General features: G+C 67.6%; 24 protein-coding genes and 3 tRNA genes. 10 read left to right on the top strand and 17 right to left on the bottom strand.

Translation table 11 applies throughout. The features are described 5' to 3' along the window. On the top strand, nucleotides 1–870 hold the full coding sequence (locus E3T61_RS08620; protein ID WP_166793187.1) for a universal stress protein: 870 nt from the start codon (nucleotides 1–3) through the stop codon (nucleotides 868–870). Further along, complete coding sequence (locus tag E3T61_RS08615; protein ID WP_134640434.1) at nucleotides 867–1,763, top strand: universal stress protein; 897 nt, start codon at nucleotides 867–869, stop codon at nucleotides 1,761–1,763. Before E3T61_RS08620 ends, E3T61_RS08615 begins: the two co-directional genes overlap by 4 nt. A gap of 20 nt (nucleotides 1,764–1,783) precedes the next feature. Here E3T61_RS08615 and E3T61_RS08610 read toward each other — a convergent pair whose 3' ends face one another. The 5 genes from E3T61_RS08610 to E3T61_RS08590 form a co-directional block, all read right to left on the bottom strand. Continuing rightward, complete coding sequence (locus E3T61_RS08610) at nucleotides 1,784–2,122, bottom strand: hypothetical protein (protein WP_134640433.1); 339 nt, start codon at nucleotides 2,120–2,122, stop codon at nucleotides 1,784–1,786. Nucleotides 2,123–2,205: 83 nt separating this feature from the next. Beyond that, a complete protein-coding gene (locus E3T61_RS08605) occupies nucleotides 2,206–2,916 on the bottom strand; it encodes a GAF and ANTAR domain-containing protein (protein WP_134640432.1) in 711 nt (236 codons plus the stop codon). A gap of 7 nt (nucleotides 2,917–2,923) precedes the next feature. Further along, nucleotides 2,924–3,637: a GAF and ANTAR domain-containing protein gene (locus E3T61_RS08600; RefSeq protein WP_134640431.1), complete on the bottom strand. Its 714-nt coding sequence runs from the start codon at nucleotides 3,635–3,637 to the stop codon at nucleotides 2,924–2,926. An 86-nt stretch (nucleotides 3,638–3,723) separates the two neighbouring features. Next, nucleotides 3,724–3,796 (bottom strand) — tRNA-Val (locus tag E3T61_RS08595). Between the two features lie 61 nt (nucleotides 3,797–3,857). Further along, nucleotides 3,858–4,325 (bottom strand): peroxiredoxin, encoded by a 468-nt coding sequence (locus E3T61_RS08590; RefSeq protein WP_134640430.1) that lies wholly within the window; start codon nucleotides 4,323–4,325, stop codon nucleotides 3,858–3,860. A gap of 246 nt (nucleotides 4,326–4,571) precedes the next feature. Between E3T61_RS08590 and aceE the strand changes: the two genes are divergently transcribed. The 6 genes from aceE to E3T61_RS08560 all read left to right on the top strand — a co-directional run bounded on the left by aceE (nucleotide 4,572) and on the right by E3T61_RS08560 (nucleotide 12,239). Continuing rightward, the gene (gene aceE / locus E3T61_RS08585; protein WP_134640429.1) at nucleotides 4,572–7,298 is read left to right on the top strand and encodes a pyruvate dehydrogenase (acetyl-transferring), homodimeric type; all 2,727 of its coding nucleotides are present in this window, start codon (nucleotides 4,572–4,574) and stop codon (nucleotides 7,296–7,298) included. A 71-nt stretch (nucleotides 7,299–7,369) separates the two neighbouring features. After that, nucleotides 7,370–8,512, top strand: coding sequence for a PucR family transcriptional regulator (locus tag E3T61_RS08580; RefSeq protein WP_420898475.1), 1,143 nt, complete (start codon nucleotides 7,370–7,372; stop codon nucleotides 8,510–8,512). A 100-nt stretch (nucleotides 8,513–8,612) separates the two neighbouring features. Next, nucleotides 8,613–9,533, top strand: a complete 921-nt coding sequence (locus E3T61_RS08575; RefSeq protein ID WP_134640427.1) for an ACP S-malonyltransferase — start codon at nucleotides 8,613–8,615, stop codon at nucleotides 9,531–9,533. A 30-nt stretch (nucleotides 9,534–9,563) separates the two neighbouring features. Further along, nucleotides 9,564–10,565, top strand: coding sequence for a beta-ketoacyl-ACP synthase III (locus E3T61_RS08570; RefSeq protein WP_134640426.1), 1,002 nt, complete (start codon nucleotides 9,564–9,566; stop codon nucleotides 10,563–10,565). A 62-nt stretch (nucleotides 10,566–10,627) separates the two neighbouring features. Continuing rightward, on the top strand, nucleotides 10,628–10,876 hold the full coding sequence (locus tag E3T61_RS08565) for an acyl carrier protein (RefSeq protein WP_022883990.1): 249 nt from the start codon (nucleotides 10,628–10,630) through the stop codon (nucleotides 10,874–10,876). Nucleotides 10,877–11,003: 127 nt separating this feature from the next. Then, nucleotides 11,004–12,239, top strand: coding sequence for a beta-ketoacyl-[acyl-carrier-protein] synthase family protein (locus E3T61_RS08560; RefSeq protein ID WP_134640425.1), 1,236 nt, complete (start codon nucleotides 11,004–11,006; stop codon nucleotides 12,237–12,239). A gap of 79 nt (nucleotides 12,240–12,318) precedes the next feature. Here E3T61_RS08560 and E3T61_RS08555 read toward each other — a convergent pair whose 3' ends face one another. After that, nucleotides 12,319–12,840 carry a DUF3145 domain-containing protein gene (locus E3T61_RS08555; protein WP_134640424.1) on the bottom strand — a complete coding sequence of 174 codons (522 nt, stop codon included), beginning with the start codon at nucleotides 12,838–12,840 and terminating at the stop codon, nucleotides 12,319–12,321. A 221-nt stretch (nucleotides 12,841–13,061) separates the two neighbouring features. Here E3T61_RS08555 and E3T61_RS08550 point away from each other — a divergent pair, with 221 nt between their 5' ends. After that, a complete protein-coding gene (locus tag E3T61_RS08550; RefSeq protein ID WP_134640423.1) occupies nucleotides 13,062–13,664 on the top strand; it encodes a PadR family transcriptional regulator in 603 nt (200 codons plus the stop codon). A gap of 1 nt (nucleotide 13,665) precedes the next feature. Here the strand turns inward: E3T61_RS08550 and E3T61_RS08545 are convergent, their stop codons facing one another. From E3T61_RS08545 to E3T61_RS08525, 5 genes are all read right to left on the bottom strand, one after another. Next, nucleotides 13,666–15,420, bottom strand: a complete 1,755-nt coding sequence (locus tag E3T61_RS08545; protein WP_134640422.1) for a bifunctional 3'-5' exonuclease/DNA polymerase — start codon at nucleotides 15,418–15,420, stop codon at nucleotides 13,666–13,668. Nucleotides 15,421–15,479: 59 nt separating this feature from the next. Next, the gene (locus tag E3T61_RS08540) at nucleotides 15,480–16,181 is read right to left on the bottom strand and encodes a hypothetical protein (RefSeq protein WP_134640421.1); all 702 of its coding nucleotides are present in this window, start codon (nucleotides 16,179–16,181) and stop codon (nucleotides 15,480–15,482) included. A gap of 50 nt (nucleotides 16,182–16,231) precedes the next feature. Next, nucleotides 16,232–16,305: transfer RNA gene (locus E3T61_RS08535), tRNA-Ile, on the bottom strand. A gap of 55 nt (nucleotides 16,306–16,360) precedes the next feature. Next, on the bottom strand, nucleotides 16,361–17,611 hold the full coding sequence (locus E3T61_RS08530; RefSeq protein WP_134640474.1) for a glycosyltransferase: 1,251 nt from the start codon (nucleotides 17,609–17,611) through the stop codon (nucleotides 16,361–16,363). 200 nt (nucleotides 17,612–17,811) lie between these two features. Further along, a complete protein-coding gene (locus E3T61_RS08525; protein ID WP_134640420.1) occupies nucleotides 17,812–18,726 on the bottom strand; it encodes a DMT family transporter in 915 nt (304 codons plus the stop codon). Nucleotides 18,727–18,766: 40 nt separating this feature from the next. Between E3T61_RS08525 and def the strand changes: the two genes are divergently transcribed. Next, entirely contained in the window at nucleotides 18,767–19,333 is a 567-nt protein-coding gene (def, locus tag E3T61_RS08520) for a peptide deformylase (protein ID WP_134640419.1), read from the top strand. 8 nt (nucleotides 19,334–19,341) lie between these two features. Here the strand turns inward: def and E3T61_RS08515 are convergent, their stop codons facing one another. The 6 genes from E3T61_RS08515 to E3T61_RS08490 all read right to left on the bottom strand — a co-directional run bounded on the left by E3T61_RS08515 (nucleotide 19,342) and on the right by E3T61_RS08490 (nucleotide 25,209). Beyond that, complete coding sequence (locus E3T61_RS08515; protein ID WP_241992463.1) at nucleotides 19,342–20,217, bottom strand: sensor histidine kinase; 876 nt, start codon at nucleotides 20,215–20,217, stop codon at nucleotides 19,342–19,344. 120 nt (nucleotides 20,218–20,337) lie between these two features. After that, a tRNA-Asn gene (locus E3T61_RS08510) sits at nucleotides 20,338–20,410 on the bottom strand. An 85-nt stretch (nucleotides 20,411–20,495) separates the two neighbouring features. After that, entirely contained in the window at nucleotides 20,496–21,485 is a 990-nt protein-coding gene (locus E3T61_RS08505; RefSeq protein WP_134640418.1) for a D-isomer specific 2-hydroxyacid dehydrogenase family protein, read from the bottom strand. Next, nucleotides 21,482–22,393 carry an ATP-binding cassette domain-containing protein gene (locus tag E3T61_RS08500; protein ID WP_134640417.1) on the bottom strand — a complete coding sequence of 304 codons (912 nt, stop codon included), beginning with the start codon at nucleotides 22,391–22,393 and terminating at the stop codon, nucleotides 21,482–21,484. The genes E3T61_RS08505 and E3T61_RS08500 overlap by 4 nt, the downstream gene beginning before the upstream one ends. A gap of 42 nt (nucleotides 22,394–22,435) precedes the next feature. Then, the gene (locus E3T61_RS08495; protein WP_134640416.1) at nucleotides 22,436–24,151 is read right to left on the bottom strand and encodes an ABC transporter ATP-binding protein; all 1,716 of its coding nucleotides are present in this window, start codon (nucleotides 24,149–24,151) and stop codon (nucleotides 22,436–22,438) included. Next, on the bottom strand, nucleotides 24,148–25,209 hold the full coding sequence (locus E3T61_RS08490) for an ABC transporter permease (protein WP_134640415.1): 1,062 nt from the start codon (nucleotides 25,207–25,209) through the stop codon (nucleotides 24,148–24,150). Before E3T61_RS08490 ends, E3T61_RS08495 begins: the two co-directional genes overlap by 4 nt.

Here is a 25,209-nt window from a genome sequence, read left to right as displayed (position 1 = left end):
GTGATCGTAGCCGTTGACGGGGGTCCGGCGAGCCGGGCCGCCCTGAACTGGGCGTTGGCCCGGGCAGAGCAGGTGCCCCTCCACCTGGAGCTGACCACCGTGGTTGAACTCGGCTGGTCGCCGGTCGGCGGTCCCGAGGACGACTTCCAGCCCGTGTACGAACGTGCCCTGGCCGAGGCCAGCCGCTATGTGGCGCAGAACTTTCCCGAGGTCAAGGCGACCAGTGTTGTGCGGCGGGGGGCTCCGGTCGACGAATTGGTCCGGGCCTCTGCCGAGGCCGACCTGCTCGTCATCGGCACGAACAAGACCAGCGCCCTGGTCGGGGCCGTGCACGGCACGCTTCCCCTTCGGCTGGCTGCCCACGCGCTTTGCGCGGTCGCCGTCATTCCGGCCGACTGGGTTTCCCGCGGCGAGAAGGTCGTCGTGGGTATCGAGGACGACGGTACCATGGACGCCCCCCTCGAGTTCGCGGTAGCGGAGGCCGCCCGCCGCGGTGTCCCGCTCGAGCTTGTGCACGCCTGGTCGATTCCGGCCACCCTCGGCGTTGACTTCGGCGCCGCCGTGCCCTTCGATGCCCTGGTGGAGGCCCATGAGGACATCGTCTTGCGCGCCTTCCAGCGCGTCAGGTCCGACCACCCGTCGGTGGTCGCATCCACGTCTCTGCTGCAGGGACCTGCTGCGCCTGCTCTGGTCGAGGCCGCCGCGACGGCAGCTCTTCTTGTTGTAGGCACGCACGGGCGCGGCGCCGTTGCCGGCCTCATCCTCGGTTCGGTGAGTCACGATGTGCTCCTGAATATGCCGTGCCCGGTGATCGTCGTTCCGCGCAGCCGCCGTGCCGCCGAACAGAGCGGATCGGGGGCATCCTCATGAGCGCCACCTATTACATCGGCGTCGACGGCTCAGGGCCGAGCCGCGCCGCGCTGCGCTGGGGGGTCCGCCGGGCCGCCGAACGCAATGCCGCCGTGGTGCTGGTCAACACCGTGGACGACGAGTGGGGCTTGGTCGGACGCGACGCCGCCGCCGATGCGGAGCGCCAGGCACGCGAGCTCCTCATCGAGGAGTCCGCCCGTGTCGCCGAGTTGCACACCGGGGTGACCCTCACCACGAGGATCGTACACGGCGGCACGGCATGGGCGTTGGCCAAACTGCCCAGCCCTGAGGACCTCCTGATCGTCGGCACCCACAAGACGGGTTTCCTCCGCGGCCGAGTGCTCGGCTCCCGGAGTGTGCAGATCGCTTCTGCGGCGCGTTGTTCCGTGGCCATCGTGCCCGATACGACCCTCGACTCCCGCCACGACGTGGTCGTCGGCGTTGACGGCACAGACGGGTCGATCCCCGCGGTGCGAATGGGCGCGCAGGAGGCCGACCGGTTGGACCAGGATCTGCTCCTGGTGCACGCGCCTCCAGGGTCTCCCCGCTCCGACTCGTCCCGCTCAGAGTCAGCGCGGAACGAATCCGCGGATGACCGCAGCCCGCAGGCCGCACGCCTGATGCAGGACGCCGCCGCCGTGGCCGCTGCGACGGCTTCGCGGATCACCGTGCGACGCCGGATCGCTCACCGGGACCCCGCCGAGGCTCTCCTCGACGCCAGTTTTGACGCCGCCCTGTTGATCCTGGGTGTGTCAGCACGGCACGGCGAGAACACCCTGATCGGCTCGGTCACCCATGATGTGCTGATGAACATCAATGTCCCTGTGCTCATCGCGCGCGGGATCGGCAACACGAGCGACGCGGCGACACTTTCATCGGCGGCCAGCGCCTGATCAGTAGTCGTACGGCCTGATCAGTAGTCGAACTCGTCGAACTGCGGAGATCCCATCGGGGCGCCAGCCCACACCAGCGACGGGGGCAGGGCGTTCGTGCGCACCTTGTCCCGCAGCGCCTGAGTCGTTGCGGTCTCGGTGAGCTCTGATTCGCCGTCCGCGCTGGTCACGCTGACCAGCTGACTGGACGATCCGATCAGGAATTGCGCCCGCCCGCGGCTACCGTCCGCGACGATCACCGGAATGTCGACAACATCCGTTTCCCGGCGATTGCTCAGCGCTTCGGCGTACAGCATCACAGCATCGGCGAGTGCACTGCCGGTGACGATCGAGCCGCCGGGGTGATAAATGCGTTTCATTTTGAGTCCCCTGCTGATCACGGAAATGGTCGCGTGTTGCAGCCGGGGTCCGGGGCTATAGGGAGATACTACGTCCGCTGCGGCTAAAGCGCGAGGTCCCCGCTGACGATTCGTGCAGCCACCTCGGCCAGGGGCAAGCCGTTGGACCTGGCATGCTGGCGCATCAGGGTGAAGGCTTCGTCCATGTTCGCGCCCCGCGTGTAGGCCACGACGCCCTTGGCCTGTTCGATGACGACTCGGCTGCTCAGCGCGAACTGCAGCTGCTCTCTTGCCACATCGCTCTCCCTCAGCGCGCGCTCCTGGAGGATTCCGATGGTGGCCACATCCGCCAGGGCCTGCACTGTGGCCGCGTCCTCGACGGGAAGCCCGCCGGTTCGGTCCCAGAACAAGTTCAGGGAGCCGATCGTGGTCGCACGCAGGCGCATCGGCACTGAGAACATCGAACCGAATCCCTGCTCGAGCGCTCCGGCGCGAAAACGTGGCCACTTGGGCCCTGACGCGTCGATGTCGGGGACGGTGACGGCGCGTCCGGTGATCACGCTCTCGACGCATGGTCCGGAGCCGCTGCGCAGTTGAAGGATCTCGACGAGGCGGCTGCGCTCGTTGGTCGAGGCGATCACTTCGAATTCCTGGTCGTCGGTCAGGATGATTCCGGCGGCTGAGGCGTCGAAAAGGGGGACGCAATGTGACACGAGGGTATGCAACAGATCCACAAGGTCATAGCCGACCACAAGCGTGTCGGCGAGAGTCACGAAAGCCTCGACGAGTCGGCCCTCGCGTGTCTGTGTCGCCATTACACCATCATAATGACTCGGACGGATTGGACCATTCCTCGGCGAAGTCGATTCGACGGGCGACGATGTCGGCTGCGACGTGACGGACCGTGCGTCCTCTGGCGAAGGCATAACCGTTGATGATCAGGAGTGCATCCGCCGCGTTGACACCGAGCTGGGCCAGCACCATCCCGGTGGCCTGGTGCACTTCGCGACGGGAGAACCCACCATCGTCCGTCGCCGCCGGGGCGAGCGGATGGTCCGCAAGCGCCCGTCGTAGCACCTGGCGCGAACAGATGGCGGCGAGCACCGCGGCATCCTGGACCTGGGCCGCCGTCAGTGACCGCGGTGAGTGTGCGTAGAGGTCGATCGCGCCGATGCTCAGCGACCCGAGCGCCAGGGGGAATGCGTAGATCGCTCCCACGCCCGAGCCCGAGACCGCCTCCGCGAACAGGGGCCACCTGGCGGAATCCATCTGAAGGTCCGCGTGCAGGGCCGGTTGACGGCTGGACAGCGCGTCCCAACACGGTCCCTCACCCAGGTCGAACTGCAGTTCGTCGAGTCTGGCCGCCTGCGCGTCGCTTGCGCAGACGGTTTCGGAGCCGAACGGGGCACCGAGGGTGGACACGGCGGCACCTGTCACCGGAAGCACTCGCAGGAACGGCAGGCACAGGCTGGTGCGTCCGTCGACGGCGCCGGTCAGGTCTTCGACGGCGGCACCGAATGCCGGATTCTCAGACATGTGTCATCACGGGGAGAACGCGCTCCGTGCGCGCTACTGCCATGGTGACCTCGTTACTGACGGGCGTGGAGGCCGCCGGAGGAGAGTGGGCCCTACCGGGCTCGAACCGATGACATCCACGGTGTAAACGTGGCGCTCTACCAACTGAGCTAAAGGCCCCAACCCGGCGAGGCCGGAACGGGATGGAACGAGCTTAGCGACTTTGGCGCCGCCTGGAAAATCAGGCCGGCTGCAGCTCGTCCAGGGCGGCCCGGTACGCCGCGAGTGAGCGGGCCTCCCCCGGTGCCGTGATGAAACTCGCCCGGATGATGCCGTCCGGATCGATCAGGAAGGTCGCCCGGTTGGCGAAGCCCTTGTCGTCGAGGAAGACGCCGTATTCCTTCGCCACGGCACCGTGCGGCCAGAAGTCCGCGAGCAGGCTGAACCCGTAGCCCTCCTGATCGCCCCAGGCCCGCAGGGTGTGCCGGGAATCCACCGAGATGCCGATCAACTCGACACTGTTGTCGGCGAAGAGGGCGAGATTGTCGCGCAACTCGCAGAGTTCGCCGCTGCAGATTCCGGAGAAGGCCAAGGGGAAGAACACCAGTGCCACGGACTTCTCACCCCGATAGCGGCTGAGCTGGATTCGCTCGCCGTATTGGCTGACGAGTTCGAAATCGGGTGCCTGGGTGTCATTCTCCAGAGCCATGGGGTGTCCTTTCCGGCCATCGGGGGACGATGGCTGAATACGGGGGGAAAGCCTAGCCGCCTGCGGAGGCATCACCAACACGAAGGGTCGCCGCGGCCGTGCCCTCGTTGCCGTGCGCGCTTCCCAGCAAGAATCACTAGGCTGACGTGGTGCCTTTCGGTCGTGACCCGACCTAGCTCTGTCCGGCACGCCTAACCAGGCATGATCCTTCCCCCACACGATCTGCCCTACAGAAAGAGGTCGAGTGTGACTGTCAACGACCAAGACCCATATTCAACGGACAACTCAGACGCCGATCCGGATGAGACCAGCGAATGGTCACAATCTCTCGACGCGCTGGTCGCGGCCAACGGCCCGGGCCGGGCCCGCGAGATCATGCTCAGCCTGCTCAAGCGGTCCAAGGAATTGCACCTGAACGTTCCGATGGTGCCCACCACGGACTACATCAACACCATCGCCTCGTCCAACGAGCCGGACTTCCCCGGTGATGAAGACATCGAGCGCCGTTACCGCGCCTGGATCCGCTGGAATGCCGCCGTGCTCGTGCACCGCGCCCAGCGCCCCGGCATCGCCGTCGGCGGCCACATCTCGACGTACGCCTCGTCCGCCGCTCTGTACGAGACCGGCTTCAACCACTTCTTCCGCGGCCAGGACCACCAGGGTGGCGGCGACCAGATCTTCATCCAGGGCCACGCCTCCCCCGGCACCTACGCCCGCGCCTTCCTCGAGGGCCGCCTGAGCGCCAACCAGCTGGACGGCTTCCGCCAGGAGAAGTCCCACGCCCCCGACGGCATCTCGTCGTACCCGCACCCGCGCCTGATGCCGGAGTTCTGGCAGTTCCCGACGGTATCGATGGGCCTGGGCCCGATCAACGCGATCTACCAGGCGCAGCTGAACCGGTACCTGACCAACCGCGGTATCAAGGACGCCAGCGACCAGCAGGTCTGGGCGTTCCTCGGCGACGGCGAGATGGACGAGGTCGAAAGCCGTGGCCAGCTCCAGGTCGCCGCGAACGAGGGACTCGACAACCTCAACTTCATCGTCAACTGCAACCTGCAGCGCCTCGACGGCCCGGTCCGCGGTAACGGCAAGATCATCCAGGAGCTCGAGAGCTTCTTCCGCGGTGCCGGCTGGAACGTCATCAAGGTGGTCTGGGGCCGCGAGTGGGACGACCTGCTCTCCCGCGACACCGACGGCGCCCTGCTGAACCTGATGAACGTCACCACGGACGGTGACTACCAGACCTACAAGGCCGAGAGCGGCGCCTACGTGCGCGAGAACTTCTTCGGCCGCGACCCGCGCGCGCTTCAGCTCGTGGAGGGCTACACCGACGACCAGGTCTGGAACCTCAAGCGCGGAGGGCACGACTACCGCAAGGTCTACGCGGCGTTCAAGGCTGCGTCGGAGCACAAGGGTCAGCCGACGGTCATCCTGGCGAAGACGGTCAAGGGCTATGGCCTGGGCCCGAGCTTCGAGGGCCGTAACGCGACCCACCAGATGAAGAAGATGACGCTGGACAACCTCAAGACGTTCCGCGACAGCATGCACGTGCCGATCACGGATGCGCAGCTCGAGGCGAACCCGTACCAGCCGCCGTACTACACCCCCGGTGAGAACGACGAGGCGATCCAGTACATGCACGAGCGGCGCCGCGCTCTCGGTGGCTACCTGCCCGAGCGCCGGAGCAAGTTCACCCAGATCAACCTGCCGGACGACTCCACCTACGCCGTCACCAAGAAGGGTTCAGGCACCCAGGAGATCGCCACGACCATGGCGTTCGTCCGCCTGCTCAAGGAGCTGCTGCGCTCGAAGGACTTCGGCCACCGCATTGTGCCGATCATCCCCGATGAAGCCCGCACCTTCGGCATCGACGCGTTCTTCCCGAACGCGAAGATCTACAACCCCAACGGCCAGCACTACACCTCGGTGGACCACGCCCAGCTGCTCGCCTACAAGGAGAGCCCGCAGGGCCAGATCCTCCACGTCGGCATCAACGAGGCCGGCGCCCTCGCCGCGTTCACGAACGTCGGAACCTCCTACGCCACCCAGGGCGAACCGCTCATCCCGGTGTACGTGTTCTACTCGATGTTCGGCTTCCAGCGCACCGGCGACGCCATGTGGGCCGCCGGAGACCAGATGGCCCGCGGCTTCATGATCGGCGCGACCGCCGGCCGGACCACCCTCACGGGTGAAGGCCTGCAGCACGCCGACGGTCACTCACCGCTGCTCGCGTCGACCAACCCGGCCGTCGTGTCGTACGACCCCGCCTTCGGCTACGAGATCGGGCACATCGTCCGCTCCGGCCTCGAGCGGATGTACGGCGGCACCCACACCGACCCGAACGTCATGTACTACATCACCGTCTACAACGAGCCGCAGGTCCAGCCCGTCGAGCCGGCCGATGTCGACGTCGACGGCATCATCCGCGGCATCCACCGCGTGTCGGTGTCCGACGTCGCCGGTCCGAAGGCCCAGCTGCTGGCCTCCGGCGTCGCGGTGCCGTGGGCGCTCGAAGCGCAGGCCCTGCTCGCCGAGGACTGGGGTGTGTCCGCCGATGTCTGGTCGGTCACCTCCTGGGCCGAACTCCGCCGGGACGGCCTCGCGGCCGAGGAACACAACTTCCTCTACCCGAACGAGGAACCACGCACGGCCTACGTGACGGACAAGCTCGCCGACACTGCCGGTCCGTTCGTGGCAGTCTCCGACTTCATGCACGCCGTACCGGATCAGATTCGCCAGTTCATCCCTGGCGACTTCGCGACCCTGGGCGCCGATGACTTCGGTTTCTCCGACACCCGCCCCGCTGCCCGCCGGTTCTTCAAGATCGACGGCCCGTCGATGGTGGTGCGCACCCTGCAGCAGCTCGCCAACAGCGGCGAGGTGGACCGCAGCCTCATCCAGCAGGCCATCGACAAGTACCGCCTGCACGACGTCTCGGCCGGTAACACCGGCTCGGCCGGTGGCGAGAGCTAACCCGGAACGTGGCACCGGCGCCGAAGACAAAGGAACAGACCCTCACCTGGTTGCGCACGATTTCAGGTGAGTTGTCCACGGCGACTCTGAAACGGCTCGAGGACACGCTGCCCTGGTATGGCGATATGCCACCAGGGCGGCGGTCCGCCGTCGGCCTGGTGGCCCAGGCCGGCATCACCTCCTTCATCTCCTGGTACGACGACCCCCGGTCGACACCGTGGATCGCCGCGGACGTCTTCGGCGCAGCGCCCCGAGAGCTGCTCCGCTCGGTGAGCCTGCAACAGACCCTGCAGCTGATCAGGGTCACGGTCGAGGTCGTCGAGGAGCGCGTCAAAGACGGTTCGGAGACGCTCCGCGAAGCGATCCTGCTGTACTCCCGCGAAATCGCCTTCGGGGCCGCCGATGTCTACGCCCGCGCCGCCGAGGCCAGAGGCCTCTGGGACGCCAGGCTCGAGGCCCTTGTGGTCGACTCGATCCTCAGCGGTGAGTACGACGACGAACTGCCCAGCAGGATCGCGGCCCTCGGCTGGCACGGCCACGGCGAGGTCTGCGTGCTCGTCGGCACGACGCCGAAGATGCTCGACGTCGACCAGCTGCGCCGGGCCGCACGACACATGACAGCTGACGTGCTCATCGGAGTACAGGGCAACCGGCTGGTGCTGGTCATCGGCCGCGCCCACCCGGCCACCCCGGAGACCGACGAGACCAGCCACTCGCCCTCCTCGCTCAGCTTCATGGAGATCGCGATGCAGCTCGAGCCCAGCTTCGGTCCCGGCCATCTTGTGCTCGGCCACGAAGTACCCAACCTCGTCGACGCCTCAAAGAGCGCCAAGGCCGCCCTGGCCGGCTTCGCGGTCGCGCGGTCCTGGCGAAACGCGCCCCGGCCGGTGCAGGCCGATGACCTGCTCCCCGAACGGGCCCTGGCCGGCGATCCGCTCGCTCGCGCCACCCTCATCCACCGGATCTACCGCCCGTTGCAAGCACATTCCACGGAACTCCTCACCACGCTGTGGTGCTATCTGGACAACGGCCGGTCGCTCGAGGCGACCGCGCGGGAACTGTTCGTGCACCCCAACACCGTGCGCTACCGCCTCAAACGCGTGTCGGACGTGATCGGTTACGACGCCACGGGCGCCAGGGAGGCGCTGATCCTGCAATCCGCCCTCATCATCGGTTCGATCAGCGACCATGACGGCTCTACCCGACGCCGCTGAGCGCCGCAAGCCCCCGGTTTGCGGTATCTGACAAACGTTCTGCGGATACTCGGTAGATTGCCCACACGCCCCGGGTGCCTCGAGTTGGGAGACTGAGGAAATGATTGTTGTCGTCTGTCCCGGTCAGGGCTCACAAACGCCCGGATTCCTCGAACCGTGGTTGCAGAACCCGGCCTTTGCCGACGAGTTGCGGGCCATGTCGGAGCAGTCCGTCACCGACCTTGTCACGGCCGGCACCACAGCGGACGCCGAGACGATTCGCGACACCGCCCTCGCCCAACCCCTCATCGTCGCAGCCGGGCTCCTTGCCCTGAACGCCCTCTTCTCCGACGGGCGCCGCGCCGCCATCGGAGGCATCGCCGGGCACTCCGTCGGCGAGATCACCGCCGCAGCCGGTGCCGGTGTGCTCAGCACTGCCGAGGCGCTCACGTTCGTCGGAGAGCGCGGGCGCGCCATGAAGGCAGCCGCAGCACTCACGCCCACCGGCATGAGCGCCGTCCTGGGCGGCGATGAAGCCGAACTCCTGGCCCGTCTCGAAGAGCTCGGCCTTGAACCGGCCAATTTCAACGGTGGCGGGCAGATCGTGGTCGCCGGCGCCCTTGAGGCCCTCACGGCCCTCGCCGCCGACCCGCCGGCCAAGAGCCGTGTCGTCCCCTTGCAGGTCGCCGGAGCCTTCCACACCCGGTACATGCGCCCCGCCGTCGCGCACCTCACCGAGGTTGCCACAGGCCTCCGCCCCCAGGATCCTTCCCTGCCGCTGTGGACGAATAACGACGGCAGCACCGTCGCGGACGGGTCGCGTTTTGTCGACCTGCTCGTCGGCCAGGTGTCCTCGCCGGTACGGTGGGACCTGTGCATGCAGTCGTTTGCCGACGCTGGCGTGACCGGAATCATCGAGGTCGCACCGGCCGGCGCACTCGTCGGACTGGCCAAGCGCGCCCTGCGGGGCATCCCGAGCGTGGCCATCAAGACCCCCGATGACCTGCCCGCTGCGTACGCACTGATCGACCACCAGGCCTGAATCAGCCAGAGTCGCCACCGGAAGAGACGAATGACCCAGCCACAACTCCTGCAGTCGCAGGGCGCCCAATACACCCGCATCCTCGCCGTCGGCGCTGCCCGCGGTGACCTCATCGTCCCCAATGAAGACCTGATCGGTCCCATCGACTCGTCCGACGAGTGGATCCAGCAGCGCACCGGGATCATCACACGCACCAGGGCCAGCCAGGACGTTCAGGCCGTTGACCTCGCCACGACCGCGGCCCTGGAAGCCATAGAACGCTCCGGTATCGCGCCTGAGCTCATCGACGCCATCATCATCGCCACCATCAGCAATGGCCGCCAGACTCCGTCGATGGCCGCCGTCGTCGCCGAACGCATCGGTGCGGTGCCCGCCGCTGCCTTCGACCTCAACGCCGCCTGCGCCGGTTACGCCTACGGCGTCGCCCAGGCGGATGCCCTCATCCGCTCCGGCGCCGCCCACTATGCGTTGGTCATCGGTGCGGAAAAGCTCTCCGACATGGTCGACCCCGCTGACCGGAGCATCTCGTTCCTGCTCGGCGACGGCGCCGGCGCCGTTGTCATCGGCCCGAGCGACTACCCCGGCATCTCCGCCTCGGTGTGGGGCTCGGATGGGCGCGCGGACGCCGTCGGCATGAACGGCACCCTCCAGGAATACCGCCGGGGTGAGAAGGAATGGCCGACACTGCGCCAGGAAGGCCAGACCGTCTTCCGCTGGGCCGTCTGGGACATGGCGAAGATCGCCAAGCAGACCCTCGCAGCCGCCGGGATCACCGCCGACCAACTCGCCGCGTTCATCCCCCACCAGGCGAACATGCGAATCGTCGACGAGTTCGCCAAGCAACTCAAGCTTCCGGAGTCCGTCGTCATCGCCCGCGACATCGCCACGACCGGGAACACCTCGGCCGCGTCGATCCCCCTTGCCACCCACCGCCTGCTCGAGGAACACCCCGAGCTCAGCGGAGGTCTTGCCCTCCAGATCGGCTTCGGAGCCGGCCTGGTTTACGGCGCGCAGGTGGTTGTGCTGCCGTAGCTCCCCTCTGTCCATCTAAACTGAGTCTCGGTCAAACGAGACACCCCCAAGGAGAAAACAACATGGCATTGTCCACCGAAGAAGTTCTTGCCGGCCTGGCCGAGCTCATCAACGACGAGACGGGCATCGCAACCGACACGGTTGAGCTGGACAAGTCGTTCACCGACGACCTGGACATCGATTCCATCTCGATGATGACCATCGTCGTGAACGCCGAAGAAAAGTTCGACGTCAAGATCCCCGACGAAGAGGTCAAGAACCTCAAGACCGTCGGCGACGCCGTCGAGTTCATCGTCAAGGCGCAGGACTAGGTCCACGCCCGAACGGGCCGGTTGGCGTCTGCCGGCCGGCCCGTTCTCCAGGGACGCTCCACTCGGGGTTCCCACCTCGCTTCGCGCACGTTCCCGCTTGCCCACGTTCTGACGGAGAGTCGTTGTTATGACCAAAAAAATCGTTGTCACCGGCCTCGGTGCCACCTCGCCCCTGGGCGGGAACGCCACTGACACCTGGAACGCGCTCCTCGCCGGTGAGTCCGGCGCATCAACCCTCGACTACGAATGGGTCGAGCGCACGTCGCTCCCCATCACCTTCGCCGCCCAGGCCAGGGTCCGCCCCGTGGACGTTCTCGCCCGCCAGGAGACCAAGCGCCTCGACCCCTCCAGCCAGTTCGCGCTGATTGCGGGCCGTGAAGCCTGGGCTGACGCCGGCATGCCCGCCGTTGACCCCGAACGACTCGCCGTGGACTGGGCCACTGGTATCGGCGGCGTTTGGACCCTGCTCGACGCCTGGGACACCCTGCGCGAGCGTGGACCCCGCCGGGTTCTGCCCATGACCGTGCCCATGCTGATGCCGAACGGTCCTGGAGCAGCAATCGGCATGGACCTGCACGCCCGTGCCGGTATCACCACGGTGGTCTCAGCGTGCGCCTCGAGCACCGAGTCGCTCGTGAACGCCTACAACCGCCTGCAGGCCGGCCTGGCCGACGTCGTCATCGCCGGCGGCTCGGAGGCGGCCATCCACCCGCTGCCGATCGCGTCGTTTGCCGCCATGCAAGCACTCTCCAAGCGGAACGACTCCCCCGCCACCGCGTCTCGCCCCTACGACATCAGCAGGGATGGCTTCGTCCTGGGCGAAGGTGCCGCCGCGCTGGTCATCGAAACCGAAGAACACGCTCTCGCCCGCGGAGCGCACATCTACGCCGAACTGCTCGGCGGCTCCATCACGAGCGACGCGTATCACATCACGGCGCCGGATCCCGAGGGGTCCGCAGCCGCCCGCGCCATGATCGCGACGATCCGGAACGCCGGTGCTGACCTGTCTGACGTGATGCACATCAACGCGCACGCCACGAGCACCCCGGTCGGTGACATCGCCGAGTACAACGCGCTCCGCCGCGTGTTCGGTGACCTCCTCGATGGCATCCCGGTCTCGGCGACCAAGGCATCCACCGGGCACCTGCTCGGCGGCGCCGGCGCGATCGAAGCGTTGTTCACGGTCAAGGCCCTGGCCGAGCGGGTCCTGCCGCCGACCATCAACCTGACCGAACAGGATCCCGCCATCCCGCTCGACGTGGTCACCTCACCGCGTGCGCTGGGCAGTGGTGACCTCCTGGCGATCAGCAACTCGTTCGGCTTCGGCGGCCACAACGCCGTCGTCGCGTTCCGCTCGGTCTGACACACCGGCTCCGGTCGGTGCGGGCGGGACTCCTGAGCCCCGCCCGCAGCAAGGTCGCCGCAGGCAGTGACGCGGCTGCTCAGCCGACGTTGTGCAGCCAGACGACGCTGGAGAAGTCGCTGGCATGCCGGTACGGCTCAAGTTCGTCATCCCACGCCTGGCCCAACGCCCGCCTCAGCTCCCGATGGAGGTGCACGGTGTCGGTGCCGGCGGCAAGAATGGCCGCGCGCAGCCTGTCCTCAGGCAGGACGACGTTTCCCACCGTGTCGGTCTGGGCGAAGTGGATGCCCAGCGCCGGCGTGTGCAGCCACCGGCCGCCGTCCCGACCGGGCCCCGGGTCCTCGGTCACTTCGAATCGCAGTTGATCCCAGCCCAGCAGGGCCGAGGCGATCGTCGCTCCCGATCCCGCAGCGCCTTCCCAGAAGAACTCCGCCCGTTGGGAACCGGCCAGGGCAGGTTGCTCAGACCAGTCGAAGCTGACCGCCACGTCCAGCGCGCGACTCGCGGCCCACTCGACGTGCGGGCACAGCGCGCCAGGCGACGAGTGCACATACAAAACGCCCCGTGCAGCCGGTGACTGACGAGTACGGGGTGCCGTCATGGTGTTCTCCGTTTCCCAGATTGGTGTTCGAGGTGCGTCTTCCCCAACGATCTCGAACGAGGGCCAACCAGGACACGCTGAACAGAATTCGGCGGTGCGGTGTTAGCTGAATTATGCCCCACCCCGCTGGAGAATCGCAACAGACCCTCCTTTCCTAATGTATATTCGGTATGGCTTTAGAGGTCGACAGCGACCGCACACGGGCCCAGGTTGGAGGCACGGTGTCGGTTCGGAACTCGCTGCTGGCGATCCTCACGATGGGCCCCGCCTACGGATTCCAATTGCACGGTGAGCTGGCGACCAGGACCGCCGGCAGGCGCTCGGTCAACGTGGGTCAGATCTACAGCACCCTGGAGCGCCTGACGGACCAGGGCGCCGTCGAGGACGCGGGCAGCACCCCCGACGGGTTGCCGCTCTACAGGCTCACCGCTCCCGGCCGCACGGAGGCACTGGCCTGGCTGCAGGACACCGTCAGTGGTTCCGGCGCCGAGTGGAACGACATGCTGGACCGGGTGCTGATCGCCTCCTCTCTTCCACACGTCGATCTCGCGCCGGTGCTGGACGGCTACCGAACTGCCTGGCTGGTGCGCCTGGACCGTGGCGAAGACCCGCGCCGTTCAATCGTGGAAACCGGCCAGGAACGGTTGGGCCGATCTGCCCAGGACCTGCAGGCCAGGGCCGCGCTGGCCTGGTTGGACACCGTGGCCGACACGGCGGCAGACTCCGTGTCCGCCACGGCAGCGGGAGGCACGCCGGTTCAACTGCATCGCGGGCTCAGCCAGCTGCGACCCAAGCGGGGCCGCAGGCCCGCCACACCGGCCTGACCTATTTCGCGTCCGCGTAGCTGTCCACCACCACGCAGGTGAGCGGAAAATCAACCGGGAAGTCCCCGAACAGCAGTCGTCCTGCTGCCCCGGCAGCCTCGGTGACTATGCGTGCGACGTCGTCGGCCAGCGCGGCCGGAGTGTGCACGATGACCTCGTCGTGCAGGAAGAAAACCAGATGCGGGGCGACCTCGAACTCCCCGCGAGTCGTCCGTCCCTGCACAGCGGCCCCGGTGTCCTCGGCCGGTGCCGACAGCGCGGTCAGTCCTTTCCGGATCTCGGCCATCCAACACAGGGCCCATTCGGCGGCGCTTCCCTGCACGATGAAGTTGCGGGTGAACCGGCCCCAGTCCCTGGCCTGGCTCCTGGCCCGACGTTCATCGGCCGTAGTGGCCCCGGCCTCAGACGCGCGCGCCTGGTCGTCCTGCCAGCCTGACCCCGGGCGCGGCGAGGACCGGCCCAGCCGGGTACTGACCACGTCGCCGCGCTCCCCCGCCCTGGCCGCCGTCTCCGTGAGGGCAAGAGCCCGCGGGTACGCGCGTGCCAGGCGCGGGAGCAGCCGCCCGCTCTCCCCGGAGGTGGCGCCGTACATGGCACCGAGCATGGCGACCTTGGCGTGCGCCCTGGTCTCCACCACTCCGCTGGCCACGATGCCCGCGTAGAGATCGGTTCCACGGCCCGCCGCGGCCATCGCGGTGTCGGCCGACAGCGCCGCCAGGATCCGCGGCTCCAATTGGGCGGCGTCCGCCACCACGAAGCTCCAGCCCGGGTCGGCGACGACGGCGCCGCGAATCTGTTTGGGCAGTTGCAGCGCGCCGCCGCCGCGGGTCGCCCATCGCCCGGTGACCACACCGCCTGGCAGGTATTCGGGGTGGAACCGGTCGTTGATGATCCAGCTCTCCATCCAGTACCACCCGTTGGCGGCCAGGAGTCTGGAGAGCTTCTTGTACCGCAACAGGGGCTCGATGACAGGATGGTCGAGTTTCTCCAGCTCCCACGCGCGCGTGCTCGCCACGCCGAGCCCGGCGCGGTTGAGCGCCTTGAGCAGCTCCGGCGGCGAATCGGGGTTGACGCTCGGGTCGCCCAGGTCGGCGCGGATGCGGGCCGCCAGTTCCTCCAGTCGTGCCGGCCGGCTTCCCGCCGCGACCCGCGGACCGAGCTCGGCGGTGAGCAGACTGTCGTGGATCGCGCTGCGCCAGGGCAGCCCGGCGAACTGCATCTCGGCGGCGATCAGCGCGCCGACGGATTCCGCGGCCAGAAGCAGGCGCAGCCGGCCCGGATCGGAACAGGTGCGGATGGCCATCAGCTGAGCCTGGAACTCCGCCAGGGCGTCATCCGGGAGCGCCCCGGCCCCGTCGTGCCCGACCCCGTCGTACTCAGCCGCACCGAGGTCCATCTCGAATAGGGTGGCACCGGCGGCGGCCGGCTCCGCTGCGGCCGCGGTCGGCGCATCCCACCGGCTCGCTGGCGCGTTCGCCAGGACACTGCCCCCTGTCAGTGCGGAATTCCGCAGGATGACGTGGCAGAGCCGCAGGTCATGGCAGCGCGCCACCCTGGCGTTCCCCCGCAGTACGACCGGGTAGATCCGCGCGGTGTCCGCCCAGACCCAGCGGACGACGTCGTGGTCACGCTCGCGGACCAGGGCGAGGAACTCAGGAGTCGTCAGTCGCCGGTCCAGCCCGGTGGCTGCACCGGCGGAGTCCAGTTCCTGGACTCTGAACCGCCCCGAGGTGGACCCGGTCACCAGAATGTACACAGTTCAGTGTCCCGCCTACGTCTGACACCGACGCGCGTCGGCGCGGTGGCCCTGCTGCCCTACGCGCGCGGGAAGATGGCGACGGGCACCGGAACGTGCACGACCTGGGTGGTGTATCCGCCGGTGCCCGCAACGGATTCGCTGGAGATGGTCATCGCGAAGTCCAGGATGACGCCGTAGGTGTCGGCGCTGACCTGGCCGATCTGGTTGGATTCCAGCTGGAACCCACCCTTGGGTGAGGTGATCAGCAGACCGTTGTCGGACCGAAGGGCCTCGGGGTCGAGGGTCACCAGGGTCGGGTCGGTGTCGAGCACAAAGGGCGACACGGTGGCTCCGCTGGTGGTCGACGTCGTGGCTGTGACCGAAATGTTGGACATGAAGACTTGCCGCTTGGAGGCGAACGGAGCCTCGGCCGGGACTGCCTTGTCGAAGACGCTGATCACGAACGAGAACAGCTTGTCGCTGTCGGTGTACCACTCGTGGGTCTTCTGCTCCGTCCACATGTCCAGCTGCAGCTCGAGGTCGGCGCCGATCATGAGCGTCGGGTGGATCGAGCCCATGTCGGTGAACACGGAATCGAAGACGAGCTCGGGTGTCGCCGTGGGGGTCGGCGTGGTCACGGTGACGTTCTGCTGCACCGGCTGGGCGCCGATCAACGGCATGAACGAGCTGCACCCGGTCAGGCCGAAAGCGAGGACCGTCAGCGCTCCCGCGACGAGGGTGCGAGAGGTGCGAGGGTTGGGGCTGAACCGTCCGGGCATGTCGGCTGCTTTCGAGAAGGAGACTGGGGAACGAAGGGGAACGACTCTCGTAGGGTGGACGGGACTTGAACCCGTGACCGTGCGGTTATGAGCCGCGTGCTCTAACCAGCTGAGCTACCACCCCGTGCCTGACCATAGTATCGGCCCGACACTGTACCGACCGACGCAGTGTCGACCGTTCAGTCGCGGGACGGCGCCGCGTCCAGCACCTCTGGGTGTGCCGCGGACGCATTGCCCAGAGCGGCAACGTTCGGGTCCACCGTCGATTCGCCACGGTAGAGGCGTTCGAAAGTATTCAGGGTGCGCTTGATGTCGTGGGCCTCGATGAGCTTCAACGACTCATGCTTGAGGGCATCCAGCTCTTCCGGCGACAGGGAGAACACCAGGCTGAGCTTGTCGGCCAGGTCCTGGGCGCTGCCCGGTTCGAACAGATAGCCGTTCTGTCCGTCGTGCACCAGGTGCGGCAACGCCATCGCGTTGGCGGCGACGACCGGAAGTCCGGAGGCCATCGCCTCCATGGTCGCGATGCTCTGCAGCTCCGCGATGGACGGCATCGCGAACACTGTGGCCCGCGAGTACGCCTCGCGGAGTTCCTCGTCGGTGACGTACCCGGTGAAGGTGAACTGGCGGCTCAAGCCGAGCGACTCCACGAGGTGCTCGAGGTTGCGTCGTTGGTCGCCGCCGCCGACGATCTCCACCTGGACCTCGAGGCTCGCGTCGAGCAGCGCGACGGCCTGCACCAGGACGTCGATCTGCTTCTCGCCGGTGACCCGTCCGACGAAGAGTATCCGGTTCTCGGTCCGCGGAGCGAAGCTGGGCGAATAGTTGTCAGCGTCGATGCCGCAGGAGATGGCCTGCACTCCGGACAGGCCGGTGTACTTCTCCAGGAATTCAGCCGCCCGGCGGGTCGGGGTGGTGACGGCCTCCGCGCGTTTGAAGGTGTGCTCGGCGTCTTTCCAGAGCGCCCGGACGAGTTGGTCCTGGAATCCCTTGGGGACCAGCGAGAACTGCAGCATGTTCTCAGGCATGAAGTGGTTGGTTCCGATGATGCGGATACCGCGCTTCTCTGCCTCGATGGACACCCCACGGCCGACCACGATGTGGGACTGGAAGTGTACGACGTCGGGCTGGAAGGAGTCGAGAATGGCACGGCTCTTGGCCCGCACGATCCATGGCAACGCGAAACGCAGCCAGTCGTGCGGTCGCCAGCGCCAGCTGTGCAGGCGGTGCACGGTCATGGATTCGCCCTCGTGCACCTCGGTCCAGGTGCCGTGCTTGCGTGTCGGAGCCGGCGCCATGATCTGCACCACGTGGCCGCGACTGACCAGGCCGGCGGCGAGCCGCTCGGCGAACCGGGCCGCACCGTTCACATCGGGCGCGAACGTATCAGCGGCGATGAGGACCCGGATGGGTCGTGTCTCTGCCGGCATGGCCGGGTCGGACGTGTTGGCCGGTACGTCAGATGAAGCGCTCAAGTGGGATAGTCCCTACGTAGGTGGGCCGGGGATCAGCGTCCGGCGGGAAGTCTGGGTGTCAACGAAACTGAGCCGTCGAGGTCTGATAGGACCCTATTCTAAACCGGATGGCCCATGGCAGCCCCCAGGCGCGGCGCGTTGACGAGAACCACCGGTCAAGTCTGGGTTTGCGGGTGGTGCTTTGCCAGCCTGAAGACACCCCACACGGCGACGGCGCCGGCGACGGCAAAAAGCGCGGCGGCCCAGGCCGGCGCCTGGGACGCCTCCCCCAACACGATGACTCCGATACCGACGGCGATCATCGGATCGATCACGGTCAACCCCGCGATGACCAGGTCCGGCGGACCGGACGAGTAGGCGTTCTGCACGAAGTAGGCACCAGCACCGGCGGCCAGCAGCAGTCCGGCCACGCAGACAAGGGTTAGCCACTCAAAATCACCGTTCTGGATTCGGCTGATGATCACCTTGGCAAGGGTGGCCACGAATCCGTACAGAACGCCGGCGCCGATGATGTAGAAGATGGCCTTGAACCGGGTGCGGAGCAGGGCGAATGCGACGGCGAATGCCGCCAGGACCACCGCGAGGACGACCAGGATGGTGATGAGGTTCGCATCCGTGACCGGCTTGTCGACGGCCGTGAATGCGGCGACAGTGACGAACAGGCCCACGCCGCCGACGCACATGGCAATCGCGATGACCGAGGCCCGGTTGAGCTTCACGTGGCTCACCCTGGCATTCAGGATGGCCGTGATCACCAGCGCCACGGCGCCCAGCGGCTGCACGACGATGAGGGGCGCGAACGCGAGGCTGGTCAGCTGGAAGGCGATGGCCAGACCGAGCATCAGGGTACCGAAGACCCACGACGGCCTGGAGAGCAACAGAATCAGCTGCCGGGTGTTGAGCCCGCCGGTGACCTCCCGGGTGTGCGCCTCCACTTTGGTCACGCCGCGATGCTGGAACTGGGCGCCCAGGGAGAGGAATACAGCGCCGATCAAGGCGAGTGGAATGCCGATTGCCTGACGTGGATCGATCGCGATCTCGCCAGCCAGGTCTGTCAGGTCGGGAGTCACTCAACGAGACTATCGAGATCCATGCCGATATCCTTGCTGAATGGCCGTTCGACCGATTGTAATTTCAGGAGATCCCGTCCTGCACTCCCCCGCAGCGCCCGTCGTCGACTTCGACGACGATTTGCGCACGCTGGTGCAGGACATGTTCGAGACCATGGACGCCGCTCCCGGCGTGGGTCTCGCCGGACCCCAGGTGGGCGTCGGGCTGCGGCTCTTCACGTTCAGTTACCTCGATGACGACGAGATCGAGACCAGGGGCGTCGCCATCAATCCCGAGCTGTGGATCACGCCGGTTCCCGCCGGCGAGGCCGACGAGGACGAGGACGTCGAGGGGTGCCTGTCGTTCCCCGGCGAACGGTTCCCACTGTTGCGCGCCGGCTCTGCCGTGCTGCGCGCCGTCGACCTCGACCAGAGGCCCTTCGAGATCCGGGCGGACGGCTGGCTGGCGCGCATCTTCCAGCACGAGTTCGATCACCTGGACGGCACCCTGTACGTGGACCGGCTGGAGCACTTCTACGCCAAGATCGCCGCCAAGGTGAGCCGCAAGCGCGGCTGGGGTGTATCCGGCCTGAGCTGGCTGCCCGGCGTGGACGACCTCGAGGGCTGATCGCAGGTTCAGCGGGACAGATCGACGCCGTGCACCCCGTTGTGGAAGCGCAGTGAGGGGAAAACGGCCGAGACCGAGAACCCGACGCCCGGCACCGTTCCCGCGTTGAAGATACCGCCGAAGAGCTGGGCGCGTTCGCGCATCTGAGTGATCCCGGCGCCTGAGATGCTCTCGCTCAGAGCCCGGAGGTCGTCGTCGATCGTGTAGGCGGTCCTGGCGGCGAAATCCGTGGCAGAGGCGCTGTCCCTCTTGGCCGCAGCCCTGATGCCGTCGTCGTCGATCAGCAGCTGCAGGCCGTCCTGGGTCCAGGTGAACGATACCCGTGCCTCGGTACCGGCGCCGCCGTGCTTGAGCGCATTCGCGAGCGCGCTCTGCAGGATGCGATAGATGGCAAGTTCGGCCCCGGGCTTGAGTGGGAAGCGGTCACCGGATTCGGAGAAACTGACGGCCAGGCCGGCATCGCGCATCACACCGAAGAGATTGCGGGCCGACTGGAGGCCCGGCGCCATGGTGGCGATCGACTCGCCCTCCCTGGCGATGGTCAGTACCCGGCGCAGGTCGGCCAGTGTGACCCGCCCGTCCTCGACCAGTGCCGTCGCCGCCCGGACGGCTGTGGACGGGTCGCTCTGGGCCGTGTACCGGGCCCCCTCCGCCCTGGTGATCAGGCGGGCCAGCGACAACACGGCAACGTCCTGCAGCTCGCGGATGATCGCGAGGCGGCCGTGCTGCTCGGCGAGGGAGAGTTCGAGGTCGATGCGCACGCGTTCGGCGGCAGACCTGTCGAAGCGCTGTCGGCGCTGCCGCGCGAGGGCCAGCAACCAGAGGAGGAGCAGTGCCGCGGACAGCACGGCCAGTACGACGCTGAGAACCTGCCAGGGAACCACAACCGCCACCTTTCGCATCATTCGGGATCAGACTAGCGGCCCGGCCCGGCGCCCCGAGCCGGAGACCGGTCCCGGGCACAAAAAAGGCCACCGGGGGTGGAGCCCCTAGTGGCCTTTTCGCTCCCCGACTTGGACTCGAACCAAGAACCTGCGCATTAACAGTGCGCTGCTCTGCCAATTGAGCTATCGAGGAAAGCGTGCTCAGCGAGAATTTCTTTCGCTTGAACAGCGTAGCTACTTTACCAAAAGTTCGCCGTGCACCAAATCCGGGGGCAGCCTCAGTACCCCGCAACGGGGTCGACGACCCCGACGAAGGGCCTGCTTCCCAGTAAAGCCGCCACATTGAGCCGAATTCGCTCGGCGAGTAGCGGCGCGGTCATCTCGGGCGTGTCGGCCATATGCGGGGTGATCAAGCACCGAGGCTCGCTCCACAGGGGATGCCCGTCCGGCAGCGGCTCAGGGTCGGTGACGTCGATCGCCGCTCCCGCGATCGTGCCGGCGGCCAAGGCGTTCACGAGCGCGTCGGTGTCGATCAGCGGGCCCCTGGCAATGTTGACCAGGTGGGCCGTCGGAGCCATCAGGGCGATCTGGGCGGCACCGATCAGGTGCCGGGTCTCCCCGGTCAGGGCGGCGGCGACTACCACCACGTCGGCCTGTCCCAGTTCGGCGTCCAACTGAGCCACGGGCACCGTCCGGGCGGCGCCCGGCACCGGCTCCGAGCTGCGGCGCACCACGACGATGTCGGTGCCGAACGGTTCGAGCAGCCGGATCAGTTCGCGGGCGATGCCGCCGGCCCCGATCACCAGCACCGTGCGGCCGTAGAGCGACACCCCTGCCGGCTCCGCATTCCAGGACCGCGCCCTGGCTCGTTGCGGCAGCACCCGCAGCGACGCGAGGATCAGGGCCAGAGCGTGTTCGGCCACGGGTTGGGCGTAGGCCCCTTTGGCGCTGGTCACGAGCAGGTCGTCCCGCCGATGCCGCGCCAGAATCGACGCGAAGGCGTCGACGCCGGCCCAGGGCAACTGGACCCAGCCGAGTTGGGGGTTCTCCGCCAGGATGTTCTCGAGCTCGGCCGCCCGGGTGTAGGAGAGCCAGATCAGCCCCCGGGTCTCCGCTGACAGCGGTGCGACGGCTCCCCCGCCCGCTCGGACGGCCTCGGCGAAGAGGGCGTTCTCGGTGGGCAGGATGGCCACGGCGCCGGGCTCCGGTCGCCAGGCGCCGGTCCGCACCGGTTCATCCTGGACCACAGCCCGGTGCTGGCCGGTCATGACTCTGCACTCCGGTCGTCGTTCAGGTTCGTCTGCGCGCCGGATGACTCCGGGAGGGTGACGCCGCCCGGCGCCTGCGTCGTCTGGGTGCCCAGGGTGAGCGCAGAGGCGAGTTCGACCACATACGGATGCCACGGGTTGTCGAATACCTCGTCGATCGTGCCCAGACCCACCAGGACTCCCTGGTGCATGACCCCGATGCGGTCGGCGACCCGCCGGAGCACGCTGAGATCGTTGCTGATCAGCACCGCGGAGAATGCGCGTTCACGTTGGAGTTCGCCGATGAGGTCGATGACGTCGTCGCGCACCAGGGCATCCACGCCCGCGGTGGGTTCGTCGGCGATGAGCAGCGACGGCCCGAAGACCAGCGCCTTGGCCAGCGCGACGCGCTGGCGTTGACCGCTGCTCAGTTCGTACGGGTAGCTGCCGAGCACCGACAGCGGCAGGCGGACGGCGTCGATCATGGTCGCGACGAGGGTCTCGAGTTTGGCCGTGTCGTAGTGCCTGTCGCGTTCGAGAACGGGTTCGGCAACGATGTCGGCCACGGTGAGACTGGCGGGGAGCGTGCTCGCGGCATCTTGCGCGAGCATCCCGACCCCGAACGTGAGCCTGGCCAGCTTGCGGCGACCGATGCGCCGCAGCCGGTAGCCCAGCACGGTTGCCTCGCCACCCGTGATCTGCGCGTGTACCTCGCCGTGGCCGGGTCCGGAGTCTGCACCGGACAGCACCCGGGCGATCGTGCTTTTTCCCGACCCGCTCTCGCCCAACAGCCCGAGGACCTCTCCCCTGCGCAGGGTCAGCGTCAATCCGCGCAGCGCCACGAAGGCGGAACTGGCGCCATGGGCCGCGTATTCGACGGTCAGGTCGCTGGCAACGATCGGATACGGATCTGCTTCGACGCGTCTCATGCTCTCAATACTGCCGCACGCAGCCCTCAGAGTCCTCTTCGGTCAACCGACCGCACGTAACCGCCGGAGTTCTTCCCTGCGCTTGGCCTGTGCGGCCGGATCGGGCACAGGCAGGGACGCGAGGAGGCGTTGGGTGTACGGATCGCGCGGGGCGCCGAGCACTTCAGCGCCGGTTCCTTCCTCCACCAGGTGGCCGTGATAGAGCACGGCGATCCGGTCGGCGAGGATGTCGACGACGGCGAGGTCATGGCTGATGAACAGGGCGGCGAAGCCGAATTCGGCTTGCAGTTCCGCGAAGAGTTCCAGCACCCTCGCCTGCACAGACACGTCGAGGGCTGAGGTGGGTTCGTCAGCGATCAAGAGCGCCGGCTCCAGTGCAAGGGCCCTGGCCAGGCTGGCTCGCTGCCGTTGGCCGCCGCTGAGCTCGTGCGGGAATCTGTCGCCGAAGGCCCGCGGCAGTTGGACGGCCTCAAGCAGTTCGTCGACGCGCGCTCGCGCGGCGCGGGGGCTGGAGGCGCGCCCGTGCACCACGAGGGGCTCCGCGACGCAGTCCGCGATGGTGAGCAGCGGGTTGAAGCTGGACGCCGGGTCCTGGAAGACGAAGCCGATGTCGCTGCGCAGGTGTTTGAACCGGCGTTCCTTGAACCCGTTCATCTCGTGGCCGAGCACGCTCAACGAGCCGTCGGTGACCCGGGTGAGTCCGGCGATGGCCCGGCCGATGGTGGTCTTGCCCGAGCCGCTCTCCCCCACCAGCCCGAGCACCTCACCGGGACGGATCGAGAAGCTCACGCCGTCCACGGCCACGAAGCCCGGGCGGCCGAGCCGGCCGGGGTACTGGATTCGCAGGTTGTCCGCGACGACGACGGGGGTTTGGGCTGCCCACTCGGGGGCGCGGGCCTCAGCGCGCTCGGCGGCGCGGATGACGCCCTGGCCGACGTAGGGCACAGCGGCGAGCAACCTCTGGGTGTAGGGATCCTGGGGCGAGGTGAACAGCGTCTGCGCGTCGGCTTCCTCGACGACCTTGCCCTGGTACATCACCGCGACCCTGTCGGCGAGGTCGGCCACGACACCCATGTTGTGGGTGATCAGGACGATCGCGGTGCCGAATTCGTCCCGGCAGCGGCGGAGCAGGTCGAGGATCTCCGCCTGCACCGTGACGTCAAGAGCCGTTGTGGGCTCGTCAGCGACGATGAGACCGGGTTCGAGCACCAGGGCCATCGCGATCACCACCCGCTGCTTCTGGCCGCCGGAGAATTGGTGCGGATAGTAGTTCACCCGGACCTCCGGGTCGGGAATGCCGACCCGGCCGAGGACCTCGATGGCCTTCTTCTTGGCGTCGGCCCGGCTCACGGCGCCGTGCGCCCTGATGCCCTCCATGATCTGCCAGCCCACGGTGTAGACAGGGTTCAGAGCCGTGGACGGCTCCTGGAACACCATCGACACGTCGGTGCCGCGCACCTGCCGCAGGCGTTGTCGGCTGAGCGCTATGACGTTGTTCTCGCTGGACCCGTCCCGACTGGTCAGGATCACCGCCCCCTCTGACATCGCCGTCTCCGGCAGCAGGCCGAGGATGGTCTTGGCCGTGACGGTCTTGCCGCTTCCGCTCTCGCCGACGATGGCGAGAACCTCGCCGCGGCGCACGCTGAGGCTCACCCCGTCGACGGCACGCACGGCGCCGGCATCGGTCGAGAATGACACGCCGAGGTCGTTGATCCTGAGCACGGTCTGCTCGGAGCGTGCGGTGCGGGAATCGCTCATGAGGTGGCCTCGCCGTCGTTCGGGTTGATGGGGGCCCTCTCGAGGCCGTCCAGACCGCCGGGGCCGGCGGTCAGGGTGCCGCCGGGCACCACGGAGGTCTCGGCGACCAGACCGGCGGAGGCACCGATCGCGCGGCGGCCGCGCAAGCGGGGGTCGGCCAGGTCGTTCAGGCTCTCCCCGACCAGGGTGATGCCCATCACGACCAGCACGATCGCCAGGCCGGGGTACAGCGAGGTCCACCAGATTCCGCTGGACACATCGGAGATCGCCTTGTTGAGGTCGAAGCCCCACTCGGAAGCGGCGGTCGGTTCGATGCCGAAGCCGAGGAAGCCGAGGCCGGCCAGGGTGAGGATGGCCTCCGAGGCGTTGAGGGTGAAGATCAGCGGCAGCGTGCGGGTGGCGTTGCGCAGAACGTGTCTGAGCATGATCCGGATGTTGCCGGCGCCGAGGACCCGCGCGGATTCGACGAAGGCCTCGGACTTGATCCGCACCGTCTCGGCACGGATGACCCGGAAGTATTGTGGGATGAACACCACGGTGATCGAGATGGCCGCCGCCATGACGCCGCCGACGAGGTCGGACTTGCCGCCGGAGATCACGATGGACATCACGATGGCCAGCAGCAGCGACGGGAACGCGTAGACGGCGTCGCAGACGACCACCAGGACCCTGTCGAGCCAGCCGCCGAAGTATCCGGACACCAGGCCGAGGAACACGCCGGCGAAGATCGACAGCAGCACGGCGACCACGATCACGAAAAGCGCCGTCTGGGCGCCCCAGAGCACGCGGGAGAGCACGTCGTAGCCGCCGACGGTGGTACCGAACAGGTGCGTGCCGCTCGGCGGCTGCTGGGCGCCGAAGACACCGTCGGGGCCGCGCAGCTGGCTGTAGCCGTACGGTGCGACCAGGGGCGCCAGGATGGCGGTGAGCACGAACAGGGTGGTGATGACCAGCCCGGCCACGAGCATGCCGCGTTGCAGGCCGACGCTCTGGTGCAGCTGGTGGACGATGGGCAGGCGGGCGAGGCGGCTGGGCCCGCGGGAATCGATCCGGGACAT

The organism is Cryobacterium lactosi (assembly GCF_004403945.1).
Lineage (GTDB): Bacteria > Actinomycetota > Actinomycetes > Actinomycetales > Microbacteriaceae > Cryobacterium > Cryobacterium lactosi.
The sequence above is the reverse complement of the archived record's forward strand: the minus strand, read 5'-3'. Positions and strand labels throughout refer to the sequence as shown.

Excerpts from the sequence above, each read along its gene's own strand:
- def (WP_134640419.1), top strand. The coding sequence starts at position 18,767 with ATGGCCGTTCGACCGATTGTAATTTCAGGAGATCCCGTCCTGCACTCC.
- E3T61_RS08600 (WP_134640431.1), bottom strand. The coding sequence starts at position 3,637 with ATGTCTGAGAATCCGGCATTCGGTGCCGCCGTCGAAGACCTGACCGGC.
- E3T61_RS08555 (WP_134640424.1), bottom strand. The coding sequence starts at position 12,840 with ATGACGGCACCCCGTACTCGTCAGTCACCGGCTGCACGGGGCGTTTTG.
- E3T61_RS08530 (WP_134640474.1), bottom strand. The coding sequence starts at position 17,611 with ATGCCGGCAGAGACACGACCCATCCGGGTCCTCATCGCCGCTGATACG.
- E3T61_RS08605 (WP_134640432.1), bottom strand. The coding sequence starts at position 2,916 with ATGGCGACACAGACACGCGAGGGCCGACTCGTCGAGGCTTTCGTGACT.
- E3T61_RS08590 (WP_134640430.1), bottom strand. The coding sequence starts at position 4,325 with ATGGCTCTGGAGAATGACACCCAGGCACCCGATTTCGAACTCGTCAGC.
- E3T61_RS08495 (WP_134640416.1), bottom strand. The coding sequence starts at position 24,151 with ATGAGCGATTCCCGCACCGCACGCTCCGAGCAGACCGTGCTCAGGATC.
- E3T61_RS08505 (WP_134640418.1), bottom strand. The coding sequence starts at position 21,485 with ATGACCGGCCAGCACCGGGCTGTGGTCCAGGATGAACCGGTGCGGACC.
- E3T61_RS08575 (WP_134640427.1), top strand. The coding sequence starts at position 8,613 with ATGATTGTTGTCGTCTGTCCCGGTCAGGGCTCACAAACGCCCGGATTC.
- E3T61_RS08560 (WP_134640425.1), top strand. The coding sequence starts at position 11,004 with ATGACCAAAAAAATCGTTGTCACCGGCCTCGGTGCCACCTCGCCCCTG.
- E3T61_RS08610 (WP_134640433.1), bottom strand. The coding sequence starts at position 2,122 with ATGAAACGCATTTATCACCCCGGCGGCTCGATCGTCACCGGCAGTGCA.
- E3T61_RS08615 (WP_134640434.1), top strand. The coding sequence starts at position 867 with ATGAGCGCCACCTATTACATCGGCGTCGACGGCTCAGGGCCGAGCCGC.
- E3T61_RS08500 (WP_134640417.1), bottom strand. The coding sequence starts at position 22,393 with ATGAGACGCGTCGAAGCAGATCCGTATCCGATCGTTGCCAGCGACCTG.
- E3T61_RS08570 (WP_134640426.1), top strand. The coding sequence starts at position 9,564 with ATGACCCAGCCACAACTCCTGCAGTCGCAGGGCGCCCAATACACCCGC.
- E3T61_RS08490 (WP_134640415.1), bottom strand. The coding sequence starts at position 25,209 with ATGTCCCGGATCGATTCCCGCGGGCCCAGCCGCCTCGCCCGCCTGCCC.
- E3T61_RS08540 (WP_134640421.1), bottom strand. The coding sequence starts at position 16,181 with ATGCCCGGACGGTTCAGCCCCAACCCTCGCACCTCTCGCACCCTCGTC.
- E3T61_RS08565 (WP_022883990.1), top strand. The coding sequence starts at position 10,628 with ATGGCATTGTCCACCGAAGAAGTTCTTGCCGGCCTGGCCGAGCTCATC.